We start from the raw sequence: 22,331 nt of genomic DNA, 5'->3' as shown, positions 1-22,331 counted from the left end.
GTACACCTCCTTTAAGGGCGATGAGCAAAATACACGTTCAATGACTTCTTACGAGCCTTCCAATCTGGCAAAAACTGTGCCACGAGATTGTGAAAGTTCTTGGAATGGTCTAAATATTTAAAATGAGCAAACTCATGAACCATAACGTACTCAATATACGCCTGTGGCCCCTCTAATAATCGGGTATTCATCTTGATGAGCTGCTTTGCTGGGGTACAAGAACCCCAACGGCTCTTCATACGCTGCTGTTTTATGGTTGGCAGAGGCACATCAATACCTTGCTTGTGAAAGCGTTGATACACGACCTTCGCCCAATGGACAAAGACCTTCTCCCCTAAATTACGCCAATAACTTTGCATTAATTTATGTTTAGCTTCAAATGTCGTACCCTGAGGTACAACCATGGTAAGAATGGCTTTTCCATCGAAGCCGATATGAGGCTTTCCATCCTGCTCAACTAGGCGCAAGGTAACGGGAATACCGAGAATTGATAAGCTTTCACCATTCACATACTGCAATGCATCGACACGCTTAGCATTCAATGCATCAATCTTGTAACGAGCCCGCTCAATGAAGGGCATATTCTCGATGACAAACTTGTCCACCCTATAATCCGGCACATACCCATTCGCCGACACATGGATCACACCATCCCTCGTGATGCGCATATTCATGTTCTTCACACGCTTAATGGTTAACTCATATTCAATTCTGTCGCCATTATAGGTAATAGACCTAGTTGTTGAAGTATTCATACCTTTTATTTTATCATAAAATACTCATAAAAACGTAAAATTCTGGTAAGTTTAATAGGAATTATTCGATATAAATAGAATAATAAAAAGGAGCCGTATAAAACAGCTCCTTAGTACAACAGCTTTCACTAGTTGTTATAAATAATTTAATTATTATTATTCTATATTCAACCACAAAAGAACATATTAGAACTAAAACAATTAATTATAAATACAACATTTCTAACCAATTATTACGTGCTAAAACTACAATATATCCATCATTCCTTGGATCCTCTAATACATATACTCTATACGATTCATTTTCATATACATAACGAGTTTTAGCTTGGTCAATTAACTCCCAATTCCCACTTATAGGTTTTATTGATTCTATATCTTTATGTAATGAATCTTTCCTTATATTTCTTGCCATACCTTTTGAGAAAAGAGTTCTTCTGTTCGACTCATATACTTCGCTAGCATTCAAATATTGTTCTCGAGGAAAATATGCATTTAAAGCTTGTATCAATTCTACTCTAGACTGCTCAACTTTACCATTATAGAAGAAATTGTAGCATAATCCACAAATTAGCCATACAAAAGAGCAGCCTAAAAATAAGTACCAAAAAACAGAATAAATTGTTTTAAATTTCATCCCTAATTTTCCCTCTTACCTCATCAATATCACTAATATCAGAGTCAATCCTATTAGTTAACTCTTTGTAGTATAGTTTGCCACTCATCGATTCCGAATGCCTAATGAACAGATGCGTAAAAGCTTATCCAATCAATTTCATCAACAAACTTAAAATTTTTTATCTCCATAAGTTAGCTCTAAAGATACCTCACCATTAGATGTTAATGTATATACTAAACCAGAGAATGGGTTTTGATTATAGAATTTAAAAGTTTCAATCATCGCTAAAATTTCATTCTTTAAATCATACATAATCTCTGAAATAATAGCCGGCTCTTTATCATTATTTTCTACATACTTTGTAATACATGAATCATCCTCAGTTTTATAAACCAAAAGCTCTACAGAGGGATTATCAACATTCATCTCAAAGTGTAATTTAGCACGATGCCAATTTAGAGGCGTTAACTTGTATATACTTTTGGCCACTTTATTATAATGTTTTTCAAGTTCCGATTCTAAGCTTTTATGCTTTAACTTAAATGCCTTATCAATAGCAGTATAATTTTTTGCTAATACACGAGATTCCATATCTTCCAATAATAAAATACCTCGTGGACCTTTTAGCATTTCTTTATATACATCGGGCTCAAATTCATCTTCTCTAGCTAGAACACCAAAATTCTGATATTCCCACTTATATCTATTTTGAAGCCAACAATCGTCAGTTACAGGATCATTATGAAATTCACAATGGGGCTCATAATCATCACGTGAAATATACATTGTTCCCCACGTCCATTTTTCTGTAGAGGCTTCATGAAGTAAACGTACATACGTCAAAATCTCACTAGTCCCAGCTTTTATAGATTTTACTTTTTCATCATTACAATTATATAGCAAATCACCATCAGTAATAATAGAACCGGAAGGGGTCTTAACATTGTAACAGGCTGAACTCATGCCTGATTCTGTACATTCAAAAAACAAATAACACTTATACCAATGTATTGGCATACAATCAATAAGTAAATCTCTTATTTTATTAATATATGTATTCATAGTAGTTCCTATTAATCTTCACTTTTCCAATTAAATCTATTTAAATCTTTATGAAATTAAATACAAACATACATGTTAATAAAAATAGCATTGGCAATGTAGAATAAAAATCTTTTTTAGCTTTTTTATTGAGCATTACTTTCACGTCAGGTGATAAACTACAATCCGATTCAATAGCAGGAACTCTTAACCACATTTCTAATAAAAACAGAATTACAGATGTCAATTCTAATAAAAACCGCACCAGTCTAGAATATCCTGCAAAAATAATATATAAGAAAATTATCACACCTAAAAACAACTCTGAAATTAACAAAGATTTTGAGCGTTTAATTTTAATATTTTTTAGTGTAAAATAAGGATTTTTAATAAAATACATACAAAATAAAAATACTAAAACCCTGCAAAGACTATTACCATCACTTTCTCCTATATCAAATAAAACTATTCAGTTTTATGCAAAGACTCTACATACCACTCATTAAAATCATTTTTAGCTGCTGTTTCTGAAAGTGGAGGTGACACAGAAGCTTTAACAATACTAAATGCAGCATCTATTTTATCATAAGACACTCATAAAATCGTAAAATTCTGGTGATTTTAATAGGAATTATTCGATATAAGTAACCTAATAAAAAACAGATTGTTGAATAAATCTAATCAAATATCTACTGTATAAAGAAAATATAATGAATTATAATAAACCATTATCCATCAGTAACCCCAACAAAGCAAATATAGCAAAAACTAAGAGGATACTTAAAATAATCCTTACTATACGTCTCACTATAGGCTTAGCCGGAGTGAAAGATTCTATACTATCATGATTACCGATTAACTCAGGGATACAAATAAATGCAATTAAAAATCCTATAGCCTGAATTGTACCTCTAACCTCATAATTAGTATTATATAAGTTCAGTAAAGACATGATAAAATCCATATATTTTTACCTCTTAGTATAATAGTAATATTTCTCTATAAGCTCACTATAATATAACCACCTGCAAGATCTTTTATCCCTAATACAGCTTCATCTTAAAAAGTCATATAATCAAATTAATTATCGATTCTATATCTCGTTTGTGAATGTTAATAATAGTAAATACCGAAAACAGATTGACTTGCTTTGTTTACATACTGTAACACATCAACACACTTGGTATTCAATACATCAATATTGTCACGACCCTGCTTAATGGTTCAATTGTATCTCCATTGTAGATAATAGCCATAGTTGTTGAAGTATTCATGCCTTTTTATTCTAATATATAACACTCATAAAATTTTAAAAATTGGGTAATTTAATAAAAAGTCACCATAGAATCGGATACTTTACCTATCATCTTATTACTTGTAATAGCTTGTAATGGCGGAATAACTAGTTCAGCAGGCTTCGCTTCTGAAAGACTCGATTTAAAGTGGGTATGATTTCCCCAGCCACCACCTTTAATACGACCACCTACACCTATTTCAGTAATCTCTAGTTGGTCATTATTTTATATTATATCTTTACCAACCATAATAAGATTATCGACTCGTTCACGATGAAACGGTCGTTGCATCGAATCTCTAATATTGAACATTACAAAAAGAATGGCAGTCATTACTAAAACTTATATAACTAATATCTTATTTTGAATCTACATAATATAGTAAACCGTCTGATTTATAGAAATCGATATCAGCCTCAATCTTCTCCTTAGTAACAGAGACAAAATACACTCTAAGTTTAATACTAATTTTCTTCAAAAGTAATTGTTGACGTTTAGGATTAAATCTATTCTCATGGAAATCAATTAAATCAAAAAGTTCAATAGCATCGTTAAATGACTCAGAATATTTATAGCTTAAATTTTTAATTTTACTTAAAATATTATCCTTAAATGATAATAGTACCTGATTAAGATCATCATCAATTTCTCTTAGTAATAATGTAAATCCTAACAGAAATATCATCATATTAAACTCAAAGTTTGCTAATGAAATATAATCAATTTCAAAACTCAAGTCAGTATCATCTACGAATTCAAACAATTTAAAATCAGTAAAACAAGAATAATATTTAGGATCCATCAACAAACACTTACAGTCTATCTCAATGGTATCTATCGTATCAACTAACAACATACTTGGAAAAATACCTTTAACCCATGCTTCAACATCTTCTAGTCCCATACCACGTAAAACAATTTCTTCTAATTCCGAAGATAAATTATTCTTATCAATAATACTCAACATCTTCATTCGATAGATTAATGATTCTAATGTATCTAAATCAATACAATTATATCTATAAGCCTGTAATGCACCTAGAGCAATTAATAAAAAATAAAATTCAATATTTCTTTTTTCTTTAAGAGTTATTTTCATATTTATCTGCCATTACAATAACGGAATATTTTAATAAAAAAGTATTGGTTCTAATATTACAATATGATACTTTAAGTCTTCATACGATAACTATAAGGATACCTCCCCCTTAGAGGTCAGTGTATACACTAAACTAGAAACATTTAACATAACAGCTACTGTTCTGTTACTTTAACAATAATAGAACGATTTGGATATCTCATCTTTTTCTCCTTTAAACTATTATAAATATCCTGCTCTTCTGTAGTTAGCTCGGACTTACTAGACCAAATATGTGTTTGTATTGGTTTCTGTTCTCTCTTCTCTATTAAACATCTATTTAAAATATTAGTTTTGTAAATTTCATCAGTTTCCTGATCAAACAAATAATAAGTTTGACCTGAGTTTAAATCAAGCTTTAAAAACCCTGTTTTTCCATAACTATATAAATAATCTGATTGCGCTTCATAAGAGTATCCATTATATTCTAATGTAACACCAGTTTGAGTATCTAGTATATAATTTTCACCCTTTGAATAACCTAAAAAATAACGAGGTTCATATTTATAAGAATTAGATTCACCAATATAAATTATTGAACCTACTACTAAAAGAACAATACCTATAAAAATACCTAATATATATTTCATTTCACTATGCACTCACTTTAGTTTAAATAACAGTATCAATTTGAATTCCATATTTATAAGGCTTTATAATTCCAGCTCTCTGTTCTAAATAAGCAATATTATTTGCAGCAATTAATGCGCTTTGCTTTGATGTATCTTCCGCTATAGACAACAGTTTAGCTATATAATCAGCAGAGAATTCCGCTGGTGGAACAGCTGGAATATCACTATCATAATCAGGAAGCCATTCAAAATTATACATATCTTTTGCTTGCCCAACCACATGAACTTTATCTTCAGAAATTTTTGTCATTCTAACACCAATCTTTAATTTTCCGAATACAGCTTTAGCATTACCAAATGCAGCATCTATTTTATCATAAGACACTCATAAAATCGTAAAATTCTGGTGATTTTAATAGGACTTATTCGATATAAGTAACATAATACTCCCCTTTAATTAAGAAGTTTTATATTTAATCACTACCGCTTAAACTGATCAAAATAATAATAAAAGACTCCATGTCCTAACTATATTGTTAGAACTTGGAATCTTAAATTATACTGCTATTAAAAAGAAATTCTGCTACCTTGTGATTTAAACCTTCCAGGAGCTTCTAACAATTTCTTATACATATCAAGCGTTTCAGAGGAACCTAAACTTTCAATCGGTTGTAAGATCATCTTATCACCATAATACTGTTGTTGTAATCTAGTAAAATTATTTATAGTTTCAACATCTTCTAGATTTAAATAATATACAATAATTGTATTGCTCTCTTGATTGATAATAACATAGACATCATCATCCATAGCATAAATTTTATCATTAATAATGTCCATCGAAATACCTTTATTAATGAGATAAACACTATAGACCTTATCAAAAATTGTATTGTATCTGCTGTCGACTACATACCGATACTGTAAATCATGAAATAACCAACACCCACCTATAAAGAGAAACATAGCAAATGTAACTACCAATAACTTTGATAACTGCAGTAGACTCTTAAAATAAACAATTATTTTATTCATATTTGTATAATAGTAATACTTCTCCAAAAACTCACGTCATCTCATACTCAATTGTATGTCTATTATAGATAATAGACCTAGGTGCTGAGATATTTATAGCTTTTATTTTATCATAAAACACTCATAAAAACGTAGAAATCTGGTGATTTTAATAGAACTACTTAGATTTCAATTAATATCGATTTTTTATTATTTTGTAATATAAAAATGACACCTATACCAAGCCCTTGTTGGTGGTATAGGTGTCATTATAATAGTATGTAATACTAATCTACTAATCTGAGTAAGATAATTCTAAAGATACTTCACCATTAGCTGTTAATATAAATATTAATCCAGAGAACGGATTTTGATTATAGAATTTAAAAGTATCAATCATCGCTAAAACTTCATTCTTTAAATCATACATAACTTCCGAAATAATAGCCGGCTCTTTATCATTATTTTCTATATACTTTGTAATACATGAGTCATCCGCACTTTTATAAACAAAAATCTCTACAGAAGGATTATCAACATTCATCTCAAAATGTAATTTAGCACGATGCCAATTTAGAGGCGTTAATTTAAATATATGTTTTGCCACTTTATTATAATGTTTCTCGAGCTCATCTTCCAAACTCTTATGTTCTAATCTAAAGGCCTTATCTATGGCAGTATAATTTTTTGCTAATACACGAGATTCCATATCCTCCAATAATAAAACACCGCGAGGACCTTTTAGCATTTCTTTATATACATCCGGCTCAAATTCATCTTCTCTAGCCAGAACACCAAAATTCTGATATCTCCACTTATGTCTATTTTGAAGCCAATACTCATCAGTTACGCGATCATTATGAAATTCACAATGGGGTTCATAGTCATCTCGTGAAATATACATCGTTCCCCATGTCCATGGCTCAACAGATACATTATGTAATAAACGCACATTTACTAAAATCTCATCCATATTATTATTAATAGAATTTACTTTTTCAGTACTACAATTGTATAATAAATCACCATAATTAATTATTGACCCTACTGGAGTCTTTACATAATAATATGCTGAAGTCATTGTGCCGGTTTCCGTACTATCAAAATATAAATAAGCCTTATACCAATGTTCAGGCATACAATCAATAAGTATATCTCTTATTTTCTTAATATATCTATCCATATATCCTCACATTAATTATTAGGAATTTCGTCGAAAAATCTTCTATCCCTCTTACATCATCATTAGTAATGATTCGATGTTTATCTAAATCAAGAAATGTTAGTTCATAACCTAAATAATACCAGCGATTATTGTTAGTATTTAGCACCATGGTCTGAGTTCATTAGCATTTTTCTAACGTTATATAAAGCCTCTTTTGAAAAGTCTTCTAGCTTAGTTTTCTTAAATAATAATCATAAGTATATATACAACTTAAAAATCTTCTAGAATCTATAATCCCAAGTCTATAAACTTCCCTGAAACTTTGATCTGCCAAAACATCCCTTTAGTGGCTTTTAAATCAATGCCTGTTTCTAACTTGTCAAAACTCACATCATAAAATGGTAATAATATCTGTAATGATGCTAATTTTGCTTTCATAGTAATTAAATCTTTACTTAATTGCCCGGATATATTAGTATCCGCTATCTCCTGTAAATTGGAAATACATGCTTGAAGATCTTCATTCTGAATACGTTCACACGTATATATTTCAGACAAATAGGTCTGGTTAATACAACTTAAGATTGATTCAGAAATGAATTCAGGTTTTTGTAAGACTTCATACAATCCTAACAAAAACAACGCCCAAAATATCTCCTCTACATAATCGGTAAAGAAATAGATACCGAACTTCTTTTCATCATGTGTAGAAATCTTTAACGCTTCAGATAAAGTATTACCCTCTAACTCCCGTTCTATTAAAGCAATCCAACTACTGCATTCAATATCATCTAACATATCATTTAATGGTGGTATAGGAATCCTACGAGCCATCCACTCATCAACATCCTCTAAACTCATCCCATCTCCAATAATATTTAACAATTTATCGGACAGATGTGCTTTTCTACACATTAAACGAATTGACATACTAAATATGTAATACTCTAGAATGGTCAAATCAATATAATTTCGTCTATATGCCTTAACAGCTCCTAATATAAAGACCATTAAAAATGTATCTAAGCTTTTTTTATTTTTAAAATAAATCATAATTATACCTCTACCCACTATATTATTTTAGCTTTTGATTTACTGGTTTATCATTAACCCTTTTTATTTATAGTAATAAATAATATATATTCTTTAGCCAGCCTCCCCAACTAAGTATGAATACATTGAAAAGTTAATCACTCTAAATAGTTTTCTAACCTCATTTTATGTTCTGGTTTTAAGCTCATATTATCTCGTGCAGTGACTAACTTAACAAATAATTCTTCTATAACCTCCTTATCCTCTTTACTAAATTGACTATAATGATCTATAGCTATAATTTTATCTTTCAATTGTTTATCATGATTTCGTTCTTTGATTAATTCATTAATACTAAACTCTTTTGATTTACTAGAAACCGTTTCATTAATAAAATTATAATTTAATAAGTTATTAGAATAGTACTTCCATACTATACCAGTTTCTAAATCTATCTTAGTAATGCTTCCAAAATCAACATTATAGAATATATTATTAGAAATTTTATACGTATCAATTTTCGATAATTTAGATCCTGTAGCTAAATTATAAATTCCACGGGTTTCGTAAGAAAAAAAGAATGGAAATCTAATGATACTTCCCTCCTCTATAGGAATTCTTTGCCTAAAATCAGCATAAAATTTGCTTTTCCAAACTTCCTGTTCCGAATCAGAAAAACGACTAAATTCTGGATATACATTAGTAATGTCATTTATTCTGATTTCATTAGATGGCTCTTTATGTAATATAAATACATGTTCGTTATTTAATTCATTATATACACCAATACCATTTGTAGTTATATAATATATTTTCCCTCGTACTTCATCAAAACCAAGAACATTAGAAGCAATTATATTAGTTGGCTCTTTGTAATATATTATACCTCCCCTCAGATCCAAATAGTGGATAAATGGATGCATAAAGTTTGTAGCAAAGAAAAGCCAACCGCCAAAAATAATACCTACTACTATTAAACAAGAAAGAAGTATTCTCTCAAGCCATTTTTTTGAGTTTTTTCCTATCTGCATGAAAGCTTATCCAATCAATTTCATCAACGAACTTAAAATTATTTATCTCCATAAGTTAGCTCTAAAGATACCTCACCATTAGAGGTTAATGTATATACTAAACCAGAGAATGGGTTTTGATTATAGAATTTAAAAGTCTCAATCATCGCTACAACTTCATTTTTTAAATCATACATAATTTCCGAAATAATAGCAGGCTCTTCATCATTATTTTCCACATACTTTGTAATACATGAGTCATCCTCAGTTTTATAAACCCAAAGCTCTACAAAGGGATTATTAACATTCATATCAAAGTGTAATTTAGCACGATGCCAATTTAGAGGCGTTAACTTGTATATACTTTTGGCCACTTTATTATAATGTTTTTCAAGTTCTGATTCTAAGCTTTTATGCTTTAACTTAAACGCCTTATCAATGGCAGTATAATTTTTTGCTAATACACGAGACTCCATATCTTCCAATAATAAAACACCTCGTGGACCTTTTAGCATTTCTTTATATACATTCGGATCAAATTCATCTTCATTTTCCAAAATACCAAAGTTTTTATATACCCACTTATATCTATTTTGGAGCCAGCAATCGTCAGTTACAGGATCATTATGAAATTCACAATGGGGCTCATAATCATCGCGTGAAATATACATTGTTCCCCAAGTCCACTTCTCAATCGATGCTTCGTGTAATAATCTAACATTCGTTAAAATATCATACATCCCCTGTTTCATTCGTTCGCTATTTTCATCAGAAAAATTATATATAAATTCACCATATTGAATAATAGATCCACCTGGCGTTTTTATATAATAACAACCTGATGTTGATCCTAACTCAGAACATTCAAAATACAAATAAATTTTATACCAATGCTTGGGCATTAAATCAACTAATATATCTCTTATTTTATTAATGTATATATTCATATGTACTCCTATTAATTTTCACTTTTCCAATTAAATTAAATCTATTTAAATCTTGATGAAATTAAATACAAACATACATGTTGCTATAAAAAATATTGGCAATATAGAATAAAAATCTTTTTTAGCTTTTTTAATGAGCATTACTTTCACGTCAGGTGATAAACTACAATCCAATTCAATAGCAGGAACTCTTAACCACATTTCTAATAAAAACAGAATTACAGATGTCAATTCTATTAAAAACCGTACTAGTCTAGAATATCCTGCAAAAATAATATATAAAAAAATTATCACACCTAAAAACAACTCTGTAATTAACAAAGATTTTGAGCGTTTAATTTTAATATGCTGTAATGTGAAGTATGGATTTTTAATGAAATACAGACAAAATAAAAATGCTAAAAATCCTGCAAATATTACTATCATAACTTTCTCCTATAAGACTAGTAAATATTTATTCCACTTCTATATTTAATTATATGTTAAACTAGCGTATACCACCAACGAATATTTTGTTATGTTGCGGCAAAAAAAGTACCATCTATCAAGGGACGACTTATGTGTCGTTTAGCCCCAAATAGATGGTACTTTTTATAATTAAGTTAATTAAATTGTTTAAATAAACATGTTCCACTCAATCTACAATGTAGTATAGCACTACTTTATATTCCGTCGTGCCGCCAGACTACCAGCGCTACTAGCTAGGCCCGCCCGATTAATATGTGGGTTCCCATGTTTGTACGTCTTTGGCTTGCTACCTTTATCTTCTACCTTTGATTTCTCAAATTTAGTAAATAAATTATCAAGCTCACGCAAGAGCGCACGTTTTTGCGAGTCTTTTAACTCAAATACATCACCTTTATAGGCGATGTATTTATTTTTTAGTACAGGACTGAGATCATAGATGGGCTCGTGTTCTTCTCCATTTACATCCAACAGCTCATCCAAGGTCAATCCATAATAGCGAGACAGGGCACAGAGTGTATCTAAATCTGGTTCGCGATACCCTGTTTCGTAATTTGAAAGCGCCGCATTACTGATACCTACGGCCTTTGCTACTTCGATTTGGCTTTTGCCCATGCGCACGCGAGCACGCTTTAAATTCTTGTAAAACTGCATGTTCATCACCTGTATCGATACATAAACAACTACAAACTATATACTTTTATAATAATGTATCACTGATTTTTTTGAAAGCTTCATCAGCAACGGCTAATGTGCGTTCCACTTCACTACTCTTGTGGCAGATAGATACGAAATTACTTTCATAAGGACTTGGCGCATAGTAAATACCATGGCTCAAGTTATGGTGGAAGAACATTTTGAATTGTTCTTCGTTGCAAGCTGCCGCATCATCAAAGTTCTTAACTGGTTTGTCAGTGAAGAAGATGGTGAACATAGAGCCTACATGCTGTACTACAACAGGCACATTGTATTGTGCCGCCAATCTTTCAAAGCCTTCGCAAAGGGCAATCGTCGTATCTTCTACTTGTTTAAATACCGTTGGATCACGTTGCAGAATGGAAAGCGTTGCCAAACCAGAGGTAACGGCAATTGGGTTACCACTCAATGTACCAGCTTGGTAGATAGGACCAGCTGGAGCAATTTGGTTCATAATCTCGCGAGAGCCACCAAACACGGCAAGTGGCATGCCACCGCCAACGATTTTACCAAGGCATGTAAGGTCCGGTTTAATCTTGTAACGCTTTTGGGCACCCCCACTGCTAGCGCGGAAGCCACACATAACTTCGTCAAAGATCAACACAGCGCCGTGAGCCTTAGTCACTTCGCGCAAGGTTTCGAGGAAACCTGGTGCTGGAGGTACGCAGCCCATGTTACCAGCTACAGGTTCAACTATGATCGCCGCAATAGTATCGCCGATCTCGTCGAATAATTTACGAACCGCTTCAGAATCATTGTACGGCAATGTTATGGTATTCTCTGCTACGCCTTGAGGAACGCCAGGGCTATCCGGCACGCCAAAGGTAGCAAGGCCAGAGCCAGCTTTTACCAAGAGAGCATCGCTATGACCATGGTAACAGCCCACAAATTTCACGATGCGATCGCGACCAGTATAGCCACGAGCAACGCGCAAGGCACTCATGGTAGCCTCTGTACCAGAGTTTACGAGGCGGATAACCTCCATAGACGGCATGAAGGCTTGTATCTTTTTAGCCAATTCTATTTCTAGTAGTGTAGGCGCACCATAGCTAGTACCGCGAGGAATAGCCTCTTGCAAGCTAGCAATAACTTCAGGGTTCGCATGGCCCAAGATCATAGGTCCCCAGCTCAACACATAGTCGATATATTCGTTGTTATCGATATCATAAATACGGCTGCCGCTGGCGCTGCTAATAAACGGAGGGTTAGATCCTACGCTGCGGTAGGAACGAACAGGGCTGTTTACGCCGCCTGGCATATAACGTTTAGCCTCGTTAAAGGCCTTTTCAGATTTACCGAGTTGGAACATAGTTCCTCCTTATTGTTGTAACCATTTAGCAATATCTAAGGCATGGTACGTAATGATGATTTTAGCACCAGCACGCTTCATGGAAAGCATTGTTTCCATAACGAGACGTTCTTCGTCGATGAGACCAGCCGCAGCAGCAGATTTAACCATCGCATATTCGCCGGATACATTGTATACCGCCACAGGCAATTCATAGCGGTCACGCGTTTCACGAACGATGTCCAAGTAGGACAAGGCCGGTTTAATCATGATAATATCTGCACCTTCAGCGATGTCGAGTTCGATTTCTCTGAAAGCTTCTAAACGATTAGCCGGGTCCATTTGATAAGATTTGCGGTCACCAAATTTTGGCGCAGAATTAACAGCTCCGCGGAACGGACCATAGTAAGCAGATGCGTATTTTGCCGCATAGCTCATGATAGATACATTGGTATAACCTGCCGCATCAAGGGCTTCACGAATAGCACCTACGCGACCGTCCATCATATCGGATGGAGCCACCATATGTGCACCAGCTTCTGCTTGGCTTACCGCAACTTTACAAAGCAATGGTAATGTTTCGTCGTTCAATATTTCATGGTCATCGATCATGCCACAGTGACCGGTAGAGGTATATTGGCACAAGCATACGTCAGAAATAACCAAGAGATTTGGCACGGCTTCGCGGATGGCTTTGATGGCTTGTTGTACTGGTTGGGACATATCCCAAGCAGAGGAACCTTGCTCATCTTTATATGTAGGAATACCAAAGATTTCTACACCACGCACACCAAGATCATAAGTCTCTTGAGCTACTTTCACAGCCTCGTCAACAGACAAGTGATATTGACCTGGCAATGTGTCGATTTCTTTTTTAATACCTTCACCAGGCACGATAAATAATGGATAAATCAAATCAGTTACGTCGAGTGTCGTTTCGCGTACCAAATCTCGCATTTCTGGATTGATACGCAAGCGGCGAGGACGGTATGTTAAATCGTACATGTAATCCTCCTAAATGTCTTTTACAATAGCGTTTACTAAGCCATCTGTTGTATATACATCGCTGATGATAGCCGGTTTAAGACCTGCACTCATAGCCGTAGCAGCCGTAATTGGACCAATGCAAGCCACTTTAGTTTTGCCTAATAGCTCTAGTGCATTGTCTCCCAATAATTGAATTGTATTTGTTACAGTAGAAGAACTTGTAAAGGTAATGTAATCTACATTGCCTTCTGTTAAAGCTGTTACTAATGCATCTTGTTGAGATGTATCTTGTGTTGTTTCGTACAAACGCAAGATATCTACATTCATATCGCGGTGACGCAAGCAACGTGGAATCACATCGCGTGCTACCTTTGGTTGAATCAACAATACAGAATCTCCTGCACTGAGTTCTTCTTCAAGAGCCTCTACAGCAGATTCAGCCTTGTAGTCTACAGGAATGATATCCGGTACGATGCCATATTTTTGAAGTTCACGAGCCGTAGCACAGCCGATAGCCGCCACTTTAGAGTTGCCTAACGCACGTGTATCTTTGCCTTCTTTATATAGAGCATCGAAGAAGTAGCGAACCCCTTCACCAGATGTGAATACGATGCATTGGTATTCTTTTGTATTGTTAATGATGCGTTTATCTTCCTCAAACAATTCCAATGGAGATGTTTTAATTGCTGCTGCTTCCACTACATTAGCACCTTGAGCCGCTAATTTTTCGCGGAATGCACTTGCTTGGGAGCGAGCGCGTGTGACTACAACCGTTTTGCCAAATAAAGGTTTATTATCGAACCATTGTAATTTTTCACGAAGGTTGACTACATCACCTACTACGATGATAGCTGGTGCTTTCAATTTAGCCTTTGCTACATCTTCAACGACATGTTCAAGGGTAGAAACCAATACCTCTTGTACTGGTTTTGTTCCCCACCGAACAAGTGCTACTGGTGTAGAGGCTGCCCGGCCATGGGCCATCAGCTTTTCGGCAATGACAGGCAAGTTGCCGACACCCATTACAAAGCAAAGTGTATCTACCGCCGTAGCAAGGCCTTCCCAATGAATGCCAGATACTGCTTTTGTAGGATCCTCATGACCTGTTACCACCGCAAAGGATGTGGCCATAGCTCGTTGCGTTACAGGAATACCCGCATAAGCAGGCGCTGCGATTGGAGATGTTACGCCTGGCACGAATTCAAAAGGTACACCTGCTTCGCCAAGAGCCATCGCTTCTTCACCACCGCGACCAAATACGAGCGGATCACCGCCTTTTAATCGCGCTACAATTTTGCCTTCTTTACCCTTTTGAACTAAAAGCTCATTGATTTCCCATTGATGCATTGTGTGATCTTTACATTGCTTACCAGCGTAAATCAATTCAGCATCTGGACGTGCCCATTCTAACAGATGAGCATCCGCTAAATAATCATATACAATTACATCTGCCTTTTCGATGCATTCACGACCTTTTACAGTGATAAGTTTAACATCTCCAGGGCCCGCACCAATTAGATATACCATACCTGTCATTTTATAATTCCTTCCTCTATGAGAGCATCCACAATGCGTTTGCCCCCTTCTTCGTATAAAGCTTTTGCAAGGTTTTTTCCAAGGATTTCTCCCTTTTTAGCAGGGCCAGAGATTTCCCCTTCGTACACAGTTTTTCCATCGAGGGATGCAATCATGGCTTTCAAGGTTAATTGTCCTTTATTGATAGTACCATGCACGCCCATTGGCACTTGGCAACCACCGTTTAGTTGACGCAAGAAACTGCGTTCCCCTTCAACGGCATAGCGCGTTGCTTCATCGTTGATAGGAGCCAACATATCAAGCATTTCCGTATCGTCGGCGCGACACTCAATAGCGAGCGCCCCTTGTCCAACGGCAGGAATCATTTCATCAGCCTTGAAGACTTGTGTAATTTGGTCTTCTAAACCCAATCGTTTAAGCCCTGCTTGAGCCAAGATAACACCATCTAGCTTTTCCGTTTCGATCTTGCTCAAACGAGTTTGTACATTGCCGCGAATAACCTCTACCTTTAGGTCAGGGCGAACGTGTAGCAATTGAGCTTGACGGCGCAAGCTACTGGTACCAACACGAGCCCCTTGTGGCAATTTGTCTAGTGTTTTATACACAGGGCTCACCAGTGCATCATAAGGCACTTCACGAGCAGAAATAGCCCCAAGAGTGAGGCCTTCTGGCAACTCTGTAGGCATATCCTTTAAGCTATGTACGGCGATATCAATATCGCCTTTATGCATAGCCTCTTCTAGCTCAGCAGTAAATAAACCTTTACCACCAACTTGAGCCAGTGGTTTCTCTAGGATACGGTCACCCTTTGTATTAAAGTGAACTAGCTCTACCGTAATATTGGGGTACAGACGTTGTAATTCTGCACTAATATGTTCAGCCTGCCATAGGGCAAGGGCACTTTTTCGCGTGCCGATTCGAATATAATCTCTCATGGCATTAGCCTTCTTTCTCAAGATTAAACATATCTTTGAATAAGTCCCAGTACAAGCCTTCTTCCTCTGTACCAGCAATTTCGTTGAAGTGAATCATCGGTTCACGCAACATTTTGCGAATAATCATGCGACTCATCGAGTCCATAACACGGCGCTCTTTATCGGAAATATCTGGCAATTTAGCTAATGCGCGATGTAACTCACGACGGCGAATCCGCTCTGCCTTTTCTGTGAGCAATGCCATCATAGGACGCACTGTTAAATAGCTCAATTTATCCAACAAATCTTCAATAGCATCATGAATAATAGGTTCTGCCCGACGAGCTTCCTCTTCGCGCTGCGCCTTATTTTCTTCTACTACACTTTCAAGAGAATCAATATTAAATAGGTAAATACCGTCCAAGTCTGCCACCGCAGGATCGATATCGCGAGGCACCGCTATGTCGATCATAACGATAGGTTCACCTTTACGAAGAGTCGTAATTTTCTTGGCTTCTCGTTCCGTAATAATATAATGTGGCGCCCCTGTAGATGTGATAAGAATATCCGCATCTTTAGCATAGTCTACAAAGTTATCGAGCTTAACAGCTTTACCATTAAAGCGTTGCGCTAACATTTCAGCCTTAGCAAAGGTTCTATTAGATACGAAAATCGTTTTTACACCCTTCGCTTGTAAATGTGTAGCCGTCAACTCGCTCATAGTACCTGCCCCTAAAATGAGTACCGTAGCTTCAGATAATGGCTTATCTAAACTGTCCTCCGCAAGATTGACCGCCGTGTAACTAACAGATACAGGCGTATTAGCAATGCCCGTATTAGTACGTACCTTTTTACCAACGCTAATAGCCCGTTGGAATAAAATATTAAAAATTGTTCCCGTACAGCCTGCGCTATAAGCCTGAATATAAGCCCCTTTTAATTGGCTCAAGATTTGGCCTTCCCCTAACACAAGGGAATCAAGACTAGCAGAAACGCGGAATAGATGCTCAATACAATCTCGTTCTTCGTAGAAGAAGAATGCATCTGCATCGATATGATCTGCTCCTTTTAAATCTTTTAACACTGCCAACATGTAATCCTTCGGGAATTCTACACCTTCTAAAGCAGCATAAATTTCCGTTCTATTACAGGTGGATAATATAACGCATTCTGAGATACAGTCAAATTCATAGAGGCGATTTAGTGCGGCAACTACCTCGTCTTTATCAAACGAGAAACGTTCACGCACCTCTACAGCGGCACTTCTATGATTTAGACCTAATACCACTAATTGCATAGTTTAGTTTCTCCTCTATAATCATCCACTCTCCCTTGAGAATGGCTTCAAATGTTTCTACCGTCAGATTGTCTCGCCAAAATTTCTGTCGAGCCTCTGGAGTAGGAAGTAGTAACTTTACTTCTTCTCTAAATATTTTAAGTCTAGGCATAGCCTTTTGCAACTGACCATAACGATTCATCATATCTTGTCGTACGAGACGATTGATACGAGGTCCTACATTATTGGCACTAATAGCAATATGAAGATCGCCGAGTTCAAGGGATGACGGCACAGTAAAGCTACACGCGCTCGGATCATCACTGCGGTTGGTCCACACGCGATGTTTTTTTCCTAGCTCATACAAGGTATCGTTTAGTTCATGATTATCGGTGCAGATAAACAGCAAACTACTCGAAATAATATGCTCTTCGTCGTCCATTGTGAAAGCCCGATCACACCAAGTGATGCGATTTCCCTTTGCCCATTGGCTAATCGTATCCGTCACAGTTGGAGCAATAACGACAATTTGGCAAGGCTCCTCAATAAAAAGCTGCATCCGTCGTTCCGCTACTTCTCCGCCGCCTACGAATAGGATTATATCTTCAGTTGTAGGTTGAAATGTTATGGATACCATGGCTGTCCTACTATATACAAAAAAATCGGCTTGATGGTCAAGCCGATTTTCAACTGCCTACATAAATCGTTTCAGATATACGCCGATACGCCCTTTACGAGAGGTACCTGTAATAGCTTCTACCTTCATTCGGCCACGACCACGCATGGAAATGACATCCCCTTCTTTAACCTCTTGGGATGCCCCCTTAGCTGGTTGCCAGTTTACTTGTAATAAGCCCGCATTGATAGCACTCACCAATTTAGTGCGAGATACACTAAAGCCAGAGCTTGCTACCGCATCTAAGCGCAAGGAAGCGACTGTAGTACGGACTTCTTTAATTTTTTCTTCTTTTGGTGCAATATCTGATAACTCAATAGTCTCTACAGATACAGAAACCATAGCAATTTTCGTAAAGTTTTGAATTACGAAATCAGCCACGCTTTCATCCACCATAATCTGAGCGCCCCCTTGCTGGACGATAACGTCCCCAAATTTGGAGCGATCAATGCCAAGGCCCATCAAGGAGCCTAGCACATCGCGGTGAGTGAGCAATCGGAACCGAGGGTCCCAATTCACCTTAAGAGCGCGAATACCCATATCCACAGTACCGTTAAAATCGCTGTCTACAAAAGCGATACGAATACGTTCCGCCCCTTCATAGCCACCGTCAGTTTTAACTGTTAACTGTGGGTAATTAGCCTTGATAGCATCTGCAATAACAAGGCCTGCAGGACTCGTAAAATCCGCCACACGGTATGGGCGACCTTTTACGACCTGCTCAGCCAAATCTAGCATGCGACGAGCTTCCTCGCCACTGCCACTGGCCTCGAAATATCGTATTAATTTACTAGTATCTGCCAAAATTATTTCCCCAACTCATTCGACCGAGCAAGACATGCTACTACGCCATCTTGGAGAGAACTGCGAAGTCCACCTTTTTCCATGGCACCAATACCCGCAATGGTGGTGCCACCAGGGCTTGTCACTTGATCTCGTAGTACCGCTGGATGATTGCCACTTTCAAGAGCCATCTTACCTGCACCGTACATCGTTTGAGCCGCTGCCTTTATAGCCAACTGACGTGGCAAACCAATGCGAACGCCCGCATCAGCCAATGCATCAAGGATGACAAACATATAGCCAGGGCCCGCACCAGATAGTGCGCCTAAGCGATCTAAATCGGCTTCGCTCACCACTGCTACCTCGCCTACAGCCTCAAATAAGGCTTGTACAGCACGACCTAAGTCAGTATTCACATCATCCCCGGCAAGTGCCGTCATGCCCGCACCGATAGAAGCCGGTGTATTTGGCATAGCTCTAAACCAGTTAGCTTGTGGAATAGCCGCATCAAGAGTATCTAAGGTGACACCTGCGGCAACAGAAATCATAACAGTCCCATAAGGTACTTCTTTTAAAGTCTCTAACACAGATGGTAACACTTGTGGTTTCACAGCCAATAGAATAGTGTTGTACTCGTTTACATTAGGCAATGTAGTAAAACCTACTACACCAAGCTCCTCTGCAAGAGCCTTACATTGTTCTTCGCGACGCACTAGAATGTGTGTATCACAGGCTTTCAACACACCATGCTGTAATGCACCGCGCAATAGAGCGCCCCCCATTGAGCCAACGCCTATACATAGGGTTTTACCTAACATAGTTATCACCACCATTTATAGAGAGATTATTTGTTTTCCCAAGAATATTCGTTTTGCTCAGTTGTGTTGCTTTCATTGTCATTATAATCAATGGAAATATTTACAGGTACACACATGAAAATGTCTTTACCTACTTTTTCCAATTTGCCATCCAATGCATAGGTCGCACCAGATACGAAATCTACAATACGAGCTGCTTCATGAGGGTCTGTATTTTCAAAATTAATCAATACAGGACGCATGTCGCGCAATTGATGTGTAATATTTTCAGAATCTTCAAATACTTTTGGTTCAATTACAACTACTTTCATAGCTGTTGGACGTTGTGTCATCGTAGATTGGCCTCCTACCTTGCGTGGATGAAATTCAGATGCGCCGGACACGGGAGCCGCTGTTGCTACTGGGGTAGGTTCAGCTTCGTATTCCTCTTCATCTTCGTATTCGTAATCATCATATTCATAGTCATCATCAGTTCTGCCTAAGAATAAGTTTTTTGCTTTGTCTAAATAATCTCCCAATGCCATTTGGATTTCCTCCTAATACAATTAACGCTTCCGATTATCAGGTAACCCGAACCTTAATAATATACACGTTCCCCAAAAATTGCTGTGCCTACACGAACGATGTTAGCCCCTTCTTCCAAAGCGACCTCAAAGTCATGAGTCATCCCCATAGATAAATATTGAATCTGCCCTTCTTCAAAGTAGCGTTTCATATCCTCAAACAAGGCATTCGCTACGCGAAAGATTGGACGAGCTTCCTGTGGATCATCGAAAAATGGCGCCATACACATCAAGCCCCTTACGCGTACATGAGGCAATGTTTTTGCATAATCTCGTATTTCTGGAAACTCTTCGACGGTCATTCCCGTTTTAGAAGCTTCGCGGGCCACATTGACTTGCAGTAATACATCTTGTATTTTATCGTGCTTTGCAGCAACCTTTTCGATTTCATCTAATAATTTACGGCTATCCACAGAATGAATTAAATCAAACATAGGAACCGCTTGGCGCACCTTATTGACCTGTAAATGACCAATCAAATGCCATGTTAATTGTGGCCCCTTATAGGTTAGCTGTTTTTCTTTGGCCTCTTGTACTCGATTTTCTCCTACATGAGTGACACCGAGCCGTGCGACCTCTTCCACAGCCGACACAGGGTGGTTCTTTGTAACCGCCACTAATAATGCTGTATCTACGCGACCAACACGCGCCATAGCATCGGCCATGCGCTGCTGTATAGCGTGTAGGGATTCTTCAATCACGTGAATGCCCCCTTCAATCTATATATCATAATCATCAAATATATTTGTATAGACTATTCTATTATATAGTATTTAGGGTCAAATGTACATGATTTAGGGCTTATTCCCTCCACAAATCAAAGCATGTATATACTTAAAATATCATACTTTATTATGATTCCTGTGAAAGTCAAATTTTATCGGTCTTGTAACATCGCAAATAAGGCCATCCGACCTGTTAGGCCTGCCTCTCGACGATAAGAATAACAGTCTATTTCACTTACACTATCGGTACCACCAATTGTGATGTTCTCTGGAGGAACGCCATTTACAACGAGATCCTCACCAATAAAGTTCCATAAATTGATATAAGCCTTGTCTAATTTATCACCAGGATAATTGACAACATCAGATGAATCTCTGTCTGTCATATCTCTCCAGGCTAATTCAAAGCGTTTACCTAGTTCTATATCTACTTCAAAGGACTCTGGTCCAATACTAGGCCCAAGATATATATAGCAATCTTTGAACTCGGTCCCATAAGCCTCTTTCATGGCCTCAATAGTAAGTACTGGTAAGCGGCCAATGGCACCACGCCAACCTGCATGTGCCGTTGCAATCGCATGATGTTTGGCATCGTAAATGCCTACGCCAACGCAATCTGCAGTGAACAGAAATAATGGCACATGAGGTAGATTTGTAAATACCGCATCACAATCATCGATGGCCGTATCTTCTGCAAAAGCACCGGCCCCAATAAGGTCTTCTGTGATTTCTACAGCCTTTAAACCATGGACTTGATTGCCACAAGAAATACGGTTTGGTTCAACACCTAAATATTTCGCAACAATAGCTCGATTTTCTCGTACTTTCTGAGCTTCATCCCCTACATGAAAGGCTAGATTTAGTGACTCATAAGGGGCACTAGATACACCTCCATGACGATACGTATCTCCCATACTAATAGGGAATTGATCAGCCCAACTCGGGGCCTCATAAGACCACGTTCCATAGGGACCTTTCACATTTATACACTTTACCGATTGATTCATCAATTCCTC

At 36.8% G+C, this 22,331-nt stretch carries 26 protein-coding genes; 1 reads left to right on the top strand and 25 read right to left on the bottom strand.

Annotated elements, in window-relative coordinates:
• Window positions 1-11 precede the first annotated feature (11 nt).
• The 3 genes from E7B10_RS08565 to E7B10_RS08555 all read right to left on the bottom strand — a co-directional run bounded on the left by E7B10_RS08565 (window position 12) and on the right by E7B10_RS08555 (window position 2,436).
• Complete coding sequence (locus tag E7B10_RS08565; protein WP_287511288.1) at window positions 12-755, bottom strand: SprT family zinc-dependent metalloprotease; 744 nt, start codon at window positions 753-755, stop codon at window positions 12-14.
• 205 nt (window positions 756-960) lie between these two features.
• On the bottom strand, window positions 961-1,392 hold the full coding sequence (locus tag E7B10_RS08560; RefSeq protein WP_118091577.1) for a hypothetical protein: 432 nt from the start codon (window positions 1,390-1,392) through the stop codon (window positions 961-963).
• Window positions 1,393-1,542: 150 nt separating this feature from the next.
• On the bottom strand, window positions 1,543-2,436 hold the full coding sequence (locus E7B10_RS08555; RefSeq protein WP_118091576.1) for an immunity protein YezG family protein: 894 nt from the start codon (window positions 2,434-2,436) through the stop codon (window positions 1,543-1,545).
• A 128-nt stretch (window positions 2,437-2,564) separates the two neighbouring features.
• On the opposite strand from E7B10_RS08555, the gene E7B10_RS08550 reads away from it, so the two are divergent.
• Window positions 2,565-2,795 carry a hypothetical protein gene (locus tag E7B10_RS08550; RefSeq protein WP_316055584.1) on the top strand — a complete coding sequence of 77 codons (231 nt, stop codon included), beginning with the start codon at window positions 2,565-2,567 and terminating at the stop codon, window positions 2,793-2,795.
• Between the two features lie 335 nt (window positions 2,796-3,130).
• Here the strand turns inward: E7B10_RS08550 and E7B10_RS08545 are convergent, their stop codons facing one another.
• The 22 genes from E7B10_RS08545 to E7B10_RS08440 form a co-directional block, all read right to left on the bottom strand.
• Window positions 3,131-3,379, bottom strand: a complete 249-nt coding sequence (locus E7B10_RS08545; protein WP_038150230.1) for a hypothetical protein — start codon at window positions 3,377-3,379, stop codon at window positions 3,131-3,133.
• Window positions 3,380-4,068: 689 nt separating this feature from the next.
• Complete coding sequence (locus E7B10_RS08540; protein ID WP_287511504.1) at window positions 4,069-4,809, bottom strand: DUF3969 family protein; 741 nt, start codon at window positions 4,807-4,809, stop codon at window positions 4,069-4,071.
• A 155-nt stretch (window positions 4,810-4,964) separates the two neighbouring features.
• Window positions 4,965-5,438 (bottom strand): hypothetical protein, encoded by a 474-nt coding sequence (locus E7B10_RS08535; protein ID WP_287511503.1) that lies wholly within the window; start codon window positions 5,436-5,438, stop codon window positions 4,965-4,967.
• A gap of 22 nt (window positions 5,439-5,460) precedes the next feature.
• Window positions 5,461-5,805 (bottom strand): hypothetical protein, encoded by a 345-nt coding sequence (locus E7B10_RS08530; protein WP_004696905.1) that lies wholly within the window; start codon window positions 5,803-5,805, stop codon window positions 5,461-5,463.
• 182 nt (window positions 5,806-5,987) lie between these two features.
• On the bottom strand, window positions 5,988-6,455 hold the full coding sequence (locus E7B10_RS08525; protein WP_038150231.1) for a hypothetical protein: 468 nt from the start codon (window positions 6,453-6,455) through the stop codon (window positions 5,988-5,990).
• Between the two features lie 274 nt (window positions 6,456-6,729).
• A complete protein-coding gene (locus E7B10_RS08520) occupies window positions 6,730-7,617 on the bottom strand; it encodes an immunity protein YezG family protein (protein ID WP_287511502.1) in 888 nt (295 codons plus the stop codon).
• Window positions 7,618-7,887: 270 nt separating this feature from the next.
• Window positions 7,888-8,652: a DUF3969 domain-containing protein gene (locus tag E7B10_RS08515; RefSeq protein ID WP_287511500.1), complete on the bottom strand. Its 765-nt coding sequence runs from the start codon at window positions 8,650-8,652 to the stop codon at window positions 7,888-7,890.
• A gap of 137 nt (window positions 8,653-8,789) precedes the next feature.
• Window positions 8,790-9,662 (bottom strand): hypothetical protein, encoded by an 873-nt coding sequence (locus tag E7B10_RS08510; RefSeq protein WP_008602594.1) that lies wholly within the window; start codon window positions 9,660-9,662, stop codon window positions 8,790-8,792.
• Between the two features lie 38 nt (window positions 9,663-9,700).
• Complete coding sequence (locus tag E7B10_RS08505; protein WP_021148475.1) at window positions 9,701-10,588, bottom strand: immunity protein YezG family protein; 888 nt, start codon at window positions 10,586-10,588, stop codon at window positions 9,701-9,703.
• A gap of 45 nt (window positions 10,589-10,633) precedes the next feature.
• Window positions 10,634-11,014 (bottom strand): hypothetical protein, encoded by a 381-nt coding sequence (locus E7B10_RS08500; RefSeq protein WP_042986468.1) that lies wholly within the window; start codon window positions 11,012-11,014, stop codon window positions 10,634-10,636.
• 231 nt (window positions 11,015-11,245) lie between these two features.
• Window positions 11,246-11,707, bottom strand: coding sequence for a helix-turn-helix domain-containing protein (locus tag E7B10_RS08495; RefSeq protein ID WP_021148476.1), 462 nt, complete (start codon window positions 11,705-11,707; stop codon window positions 11,246-11,248).
• Between the two features lie 46 nt (window positions 11,708-11,753).
• Entirely contained in the window at window positions 11,754-13,058 is a 1,305-nt protein-coding gene (gene hemL, locus E7B10_RS08490) for a glutamate-1-semialdehyde 2,1-aminomutase (RefSeq protein WP_287511360.1), read from the bottom strand.
• A gap of 9 nt (window positions 13,059-13,067) precedes the next feature.
• Entirely contained in the window at window positions 13,068-14,042 is a 975-nt protein-coding gene (hemB, locus tag E7B10_RS08485; RefSeq protein WP_156697429.1) for a porphobilinogen synthase, read from the bottom strand.
• Window positions 14,043-14,051: 9 nt separating this feature from the next.
• Complete coding sequence (gene cobA / locus E7B10_RS08480) at window positions 14,052-15,560, bottom strand: uroporphyrinogen-III C-methyltransferase (RefSeq protein ID WP_287511358.1); 1,509 nt, start codon at window positions 15,558-15,560, stop codon at window positions 14,052-14,054.
• The gene (gene hemC, locus E7B10_RS08475; RefSeq protein WP_287511357.1) at window positions 15,557-16,495 is read right to left on the bottom strand and encodes a hydroxymethylbilane synthase; all 939 of its coding nucleotides are present in this window, start codon (window positions 16,493-16,495) and stop codon (window positions 15,557-15,559) included. The genes cobA and hemC overlap by 4 nt, the downstream gene beginning before the upstream one ends.
• Window positions 16,496-16,499: 4 nt before the next feature.
• Entirely contained in the window at window positions 16,500-17,771 is a 1,272-nt protein-coding gene (gene hemA, locus E7B10_RS08470; protein WP_316055583.1) for a glutamyl-tRNA reductase, read from the bottom strand.
• The gene (locus tag E7B10_RS08465; RefSeq protein ID WP_008714985.1) at window positions 17,740-18,387 is read right to left on the bottom strand and encodes a bifunctional precorrin-2 dehydrogenase/sirohydrochlorin ferrochelatase; all 648 of its coding nucleotides are present in this window, start codon (window positions 18,385-18,387) and stop codon (window positions 17,740-17,742) included. The genes hemA and E7B10_RS08465 overlap by 32 nt, the downstream gene beginning before the upstream one ends.
• A 57-nt stretch (window positions 18,388-18,444) precedes the next feature.
• A complete protein-coding gene (locus tag E7B10_RS08460; protein WP_008714983.1) occupies window positions 18,445-19,230 on the bottom strand; it encodes an RNA-binding protein in 786 nt (261 codons plus the stop codon).
• A 2-nt stretch (window positions 19,231-19,232) separates the two neighbouring features.
• Complete coding sequence (gene proC / locus E7B10_RS08455) at window positions 19,233-20,027, bottom strand: pyrroline-5-carboxylate reductase (RefSeq protein ID WP_038125708.1); 795 nt, start codon at window positions 20,025-20,027, stop codon at window positions 19,233-19,235.
• 26 nt (window positions 20,028-20,053) lie between these two features.
• On the bottom strand, window positions 20,054-20,551 hold the full coding sequence (locus E7B10_RS08450) for a cell division protein SepF (protein ID WP_004695224.1): 498 nt from the start codon (window positions 20,549-20,551) through the stop codon (window positions 20,054-20,056).
• A gap of 53 nt (window positions 20,552-20,604) precedes the next feature.
• Entirely contained in the window at window positions 20,605-21,291 is a 687-nt protein-coding gene (locus tag E7B10_RS08445) for a YggS family pyridoxal phosphate-dependent enzyme (protein ID WP_004695221.1), read from the bottom strand.
• A 176-nt stretch (window positions 21,292-21,467) separates the two neighbouring features.
• A complete protein-coding gene (locus tag E7B10_RS08440; protein WP_316055582.1) occupies window positions 21,468-22,322 on the bottom strand; it encodes a polyphenol oxidase family protein in 855 nt (284 codons plus the stop codon).
• Window positions 22,323-22,331: the final 9 nt, after the last annotated feature.

This window comes from Veillonella sp., assembly GCF_032470285.1.
In the GTDB taxonomy this organism is placed as follows: domain Bacteria; phylum Bacillota; class Negativicutes; order Veillonellales; family Veillonellaceae; genus Veillonella.
Note: the sequence above shows the minus strand (reverse complement) of the source record. Positions and strands in the feature narration are given on the sequence as shown.

Bases quoted from the DNA above. Each gene is read 5' to 3' on its own strand.
- E7B10_RS08500 (WP_042986468.1), bottom strand. From the start codon at position 11,014: ATGATAGTAATATTTGCAGGATTTTTAGCATTTTTATTTTGTCTGTAT.
- E7B10_RS08440 (WP_316055582.1), bottom strand. From the start codon at position 22,322: ATGAATCAATCGGTAAAGTGTATAAATGTGAAAGGTCCCTATGGAACG.
- E7B10_RS08465 (WP_008714985.1), bottom strand. From the start codon at position 18,387: ATGGTATCCATAACATTTCAACCTACAACTGAAGATATAATCCTATTC.
- hemL (WP_287511360.1), bottom strand. From the start codon at position 13,058: ATGTTCCAACTCGGTAAATCTGAAAAGGCCTTTAACGAGGCTAAACGT.
- E7B10_RS08505 (WP_021148475.1), bottom strand. From the start codon at position 10,588: ATGAATATATACATTAATAAAATAAGAGATATATTAGTTGATTTAATG.
- E7B10_RS08525 (WP_038150231.1), bottom strand. From the start codon at position 6,455: ATGAATAAAATAATTGTTTATTTTAAGAGTCTACTGCAGTTATCAAAG.
- E7B10_RS08520 (WP_287511502.1), bottom strand. From the start codon at position 7,617: ATGGATAGATATATTAAGAAAATAAGAGATATACTTATTGATTGTATG.
- E7B10_RS08535 (WP_287511503.1), bottom strand. From the start codon at position 5,438: ATGAAATATATATTAGGTATTTTTATAGGTATTGTTCTTTTAGTAGTA.
- E7B10_RS08555 (WP_118091576.1), bottom strand. From the start codon at position 2,436: ATGAATACATATATTAATAAAATAAGAGATTTACTTATTGATTGTATG.
- cobA (WP_287511358.1), bottom strand. From the start codon at position 15,560: ATGACAGGTATGGTATATCTAATTGGTGCGGGCCCTGGAGATGTTAAA.
- E7B10_RS08510 (WP_008602594.1), bottom strand. From the start codon at position 9,662: ATGCAGATAGGAAAAAACTCAAAAAAATGGCTTGAGAGAATACTTCTT.
- proC (WP_038125708.1), bottom strand. From the start codon at position 20,027: ATGTTAGGTAAAACCCTATGTATAGGCGTTGGCTCAATGGGGGGCGCT.
- E7B10_RS08565 (WP_287511288.1), bottom strand. From the start codon at position 755: ATGAATACTTCAACAACTAGGTCTATTACCTATAATGGCGACAGAATT.
- E7B10_RS08450 (WP_004695224.1), bottom strand. From the start codon at position 20,551: ATGGCATTGGGAGATTATTTAGACAAAGCAAAAAACTTATTCTTAGGC.
- E7B10_RS08495 (WP_021148476.1), bottom strand. From the start codon at position 11,707: ATGCAGTTTTACAAGAATTTAAAGCGTGCTCGCGTGCGCATGGGCAAA.
- hemB (WP_156697429.1), bottom strand. From the start codon at position 14,042: ATGTACGATTTAACATACCGTCCTCGCCGCTTGCGTATCAATCCAGAA.
- E7B10_RS08540 (WP_287511504.1), bottom strand. From the start codon at position 4,809: ATGAAAATAACTCTTAAAGAAAAAAGAAATATTGAATTTTATTTTTTA.
- hemC (WP_287511357.1), bottom strand. From the start codon at position 16,495: ATGAGAGATTATATTCGAATCGGCACGCGAAAAAGTGCCCTTGCCCTA.
- E7B10_RS08545 (WP_038150230.1), bottom strand. From the start codon at position 3,379: ATGGATTTTATCATGTCTTTACTGAACTTATATAATACTAATTATGAG.
- E7B10_RS08560 (WP_118091577.1), bottom strand. From the start codon at position 1,392: ATGAAATTTAAAACAATTTATTCTGTTTTTTGGTACTTATTTTTAGGC.
- E7B10_RS08515 (WP_287511500.1), bottom strand. From the start codon at position 8,652: ATGATTTATTTTAAAAATAAAAAAAGCTTAGATACATTTTTAATGGTC.
- hemA (WP_316055583.1), bottom strand. From the start codon at position 17,771: ATGCAATTAGTGGTATTAGGTCTAAATCATAGAAGTGCCGCTGTAGAG.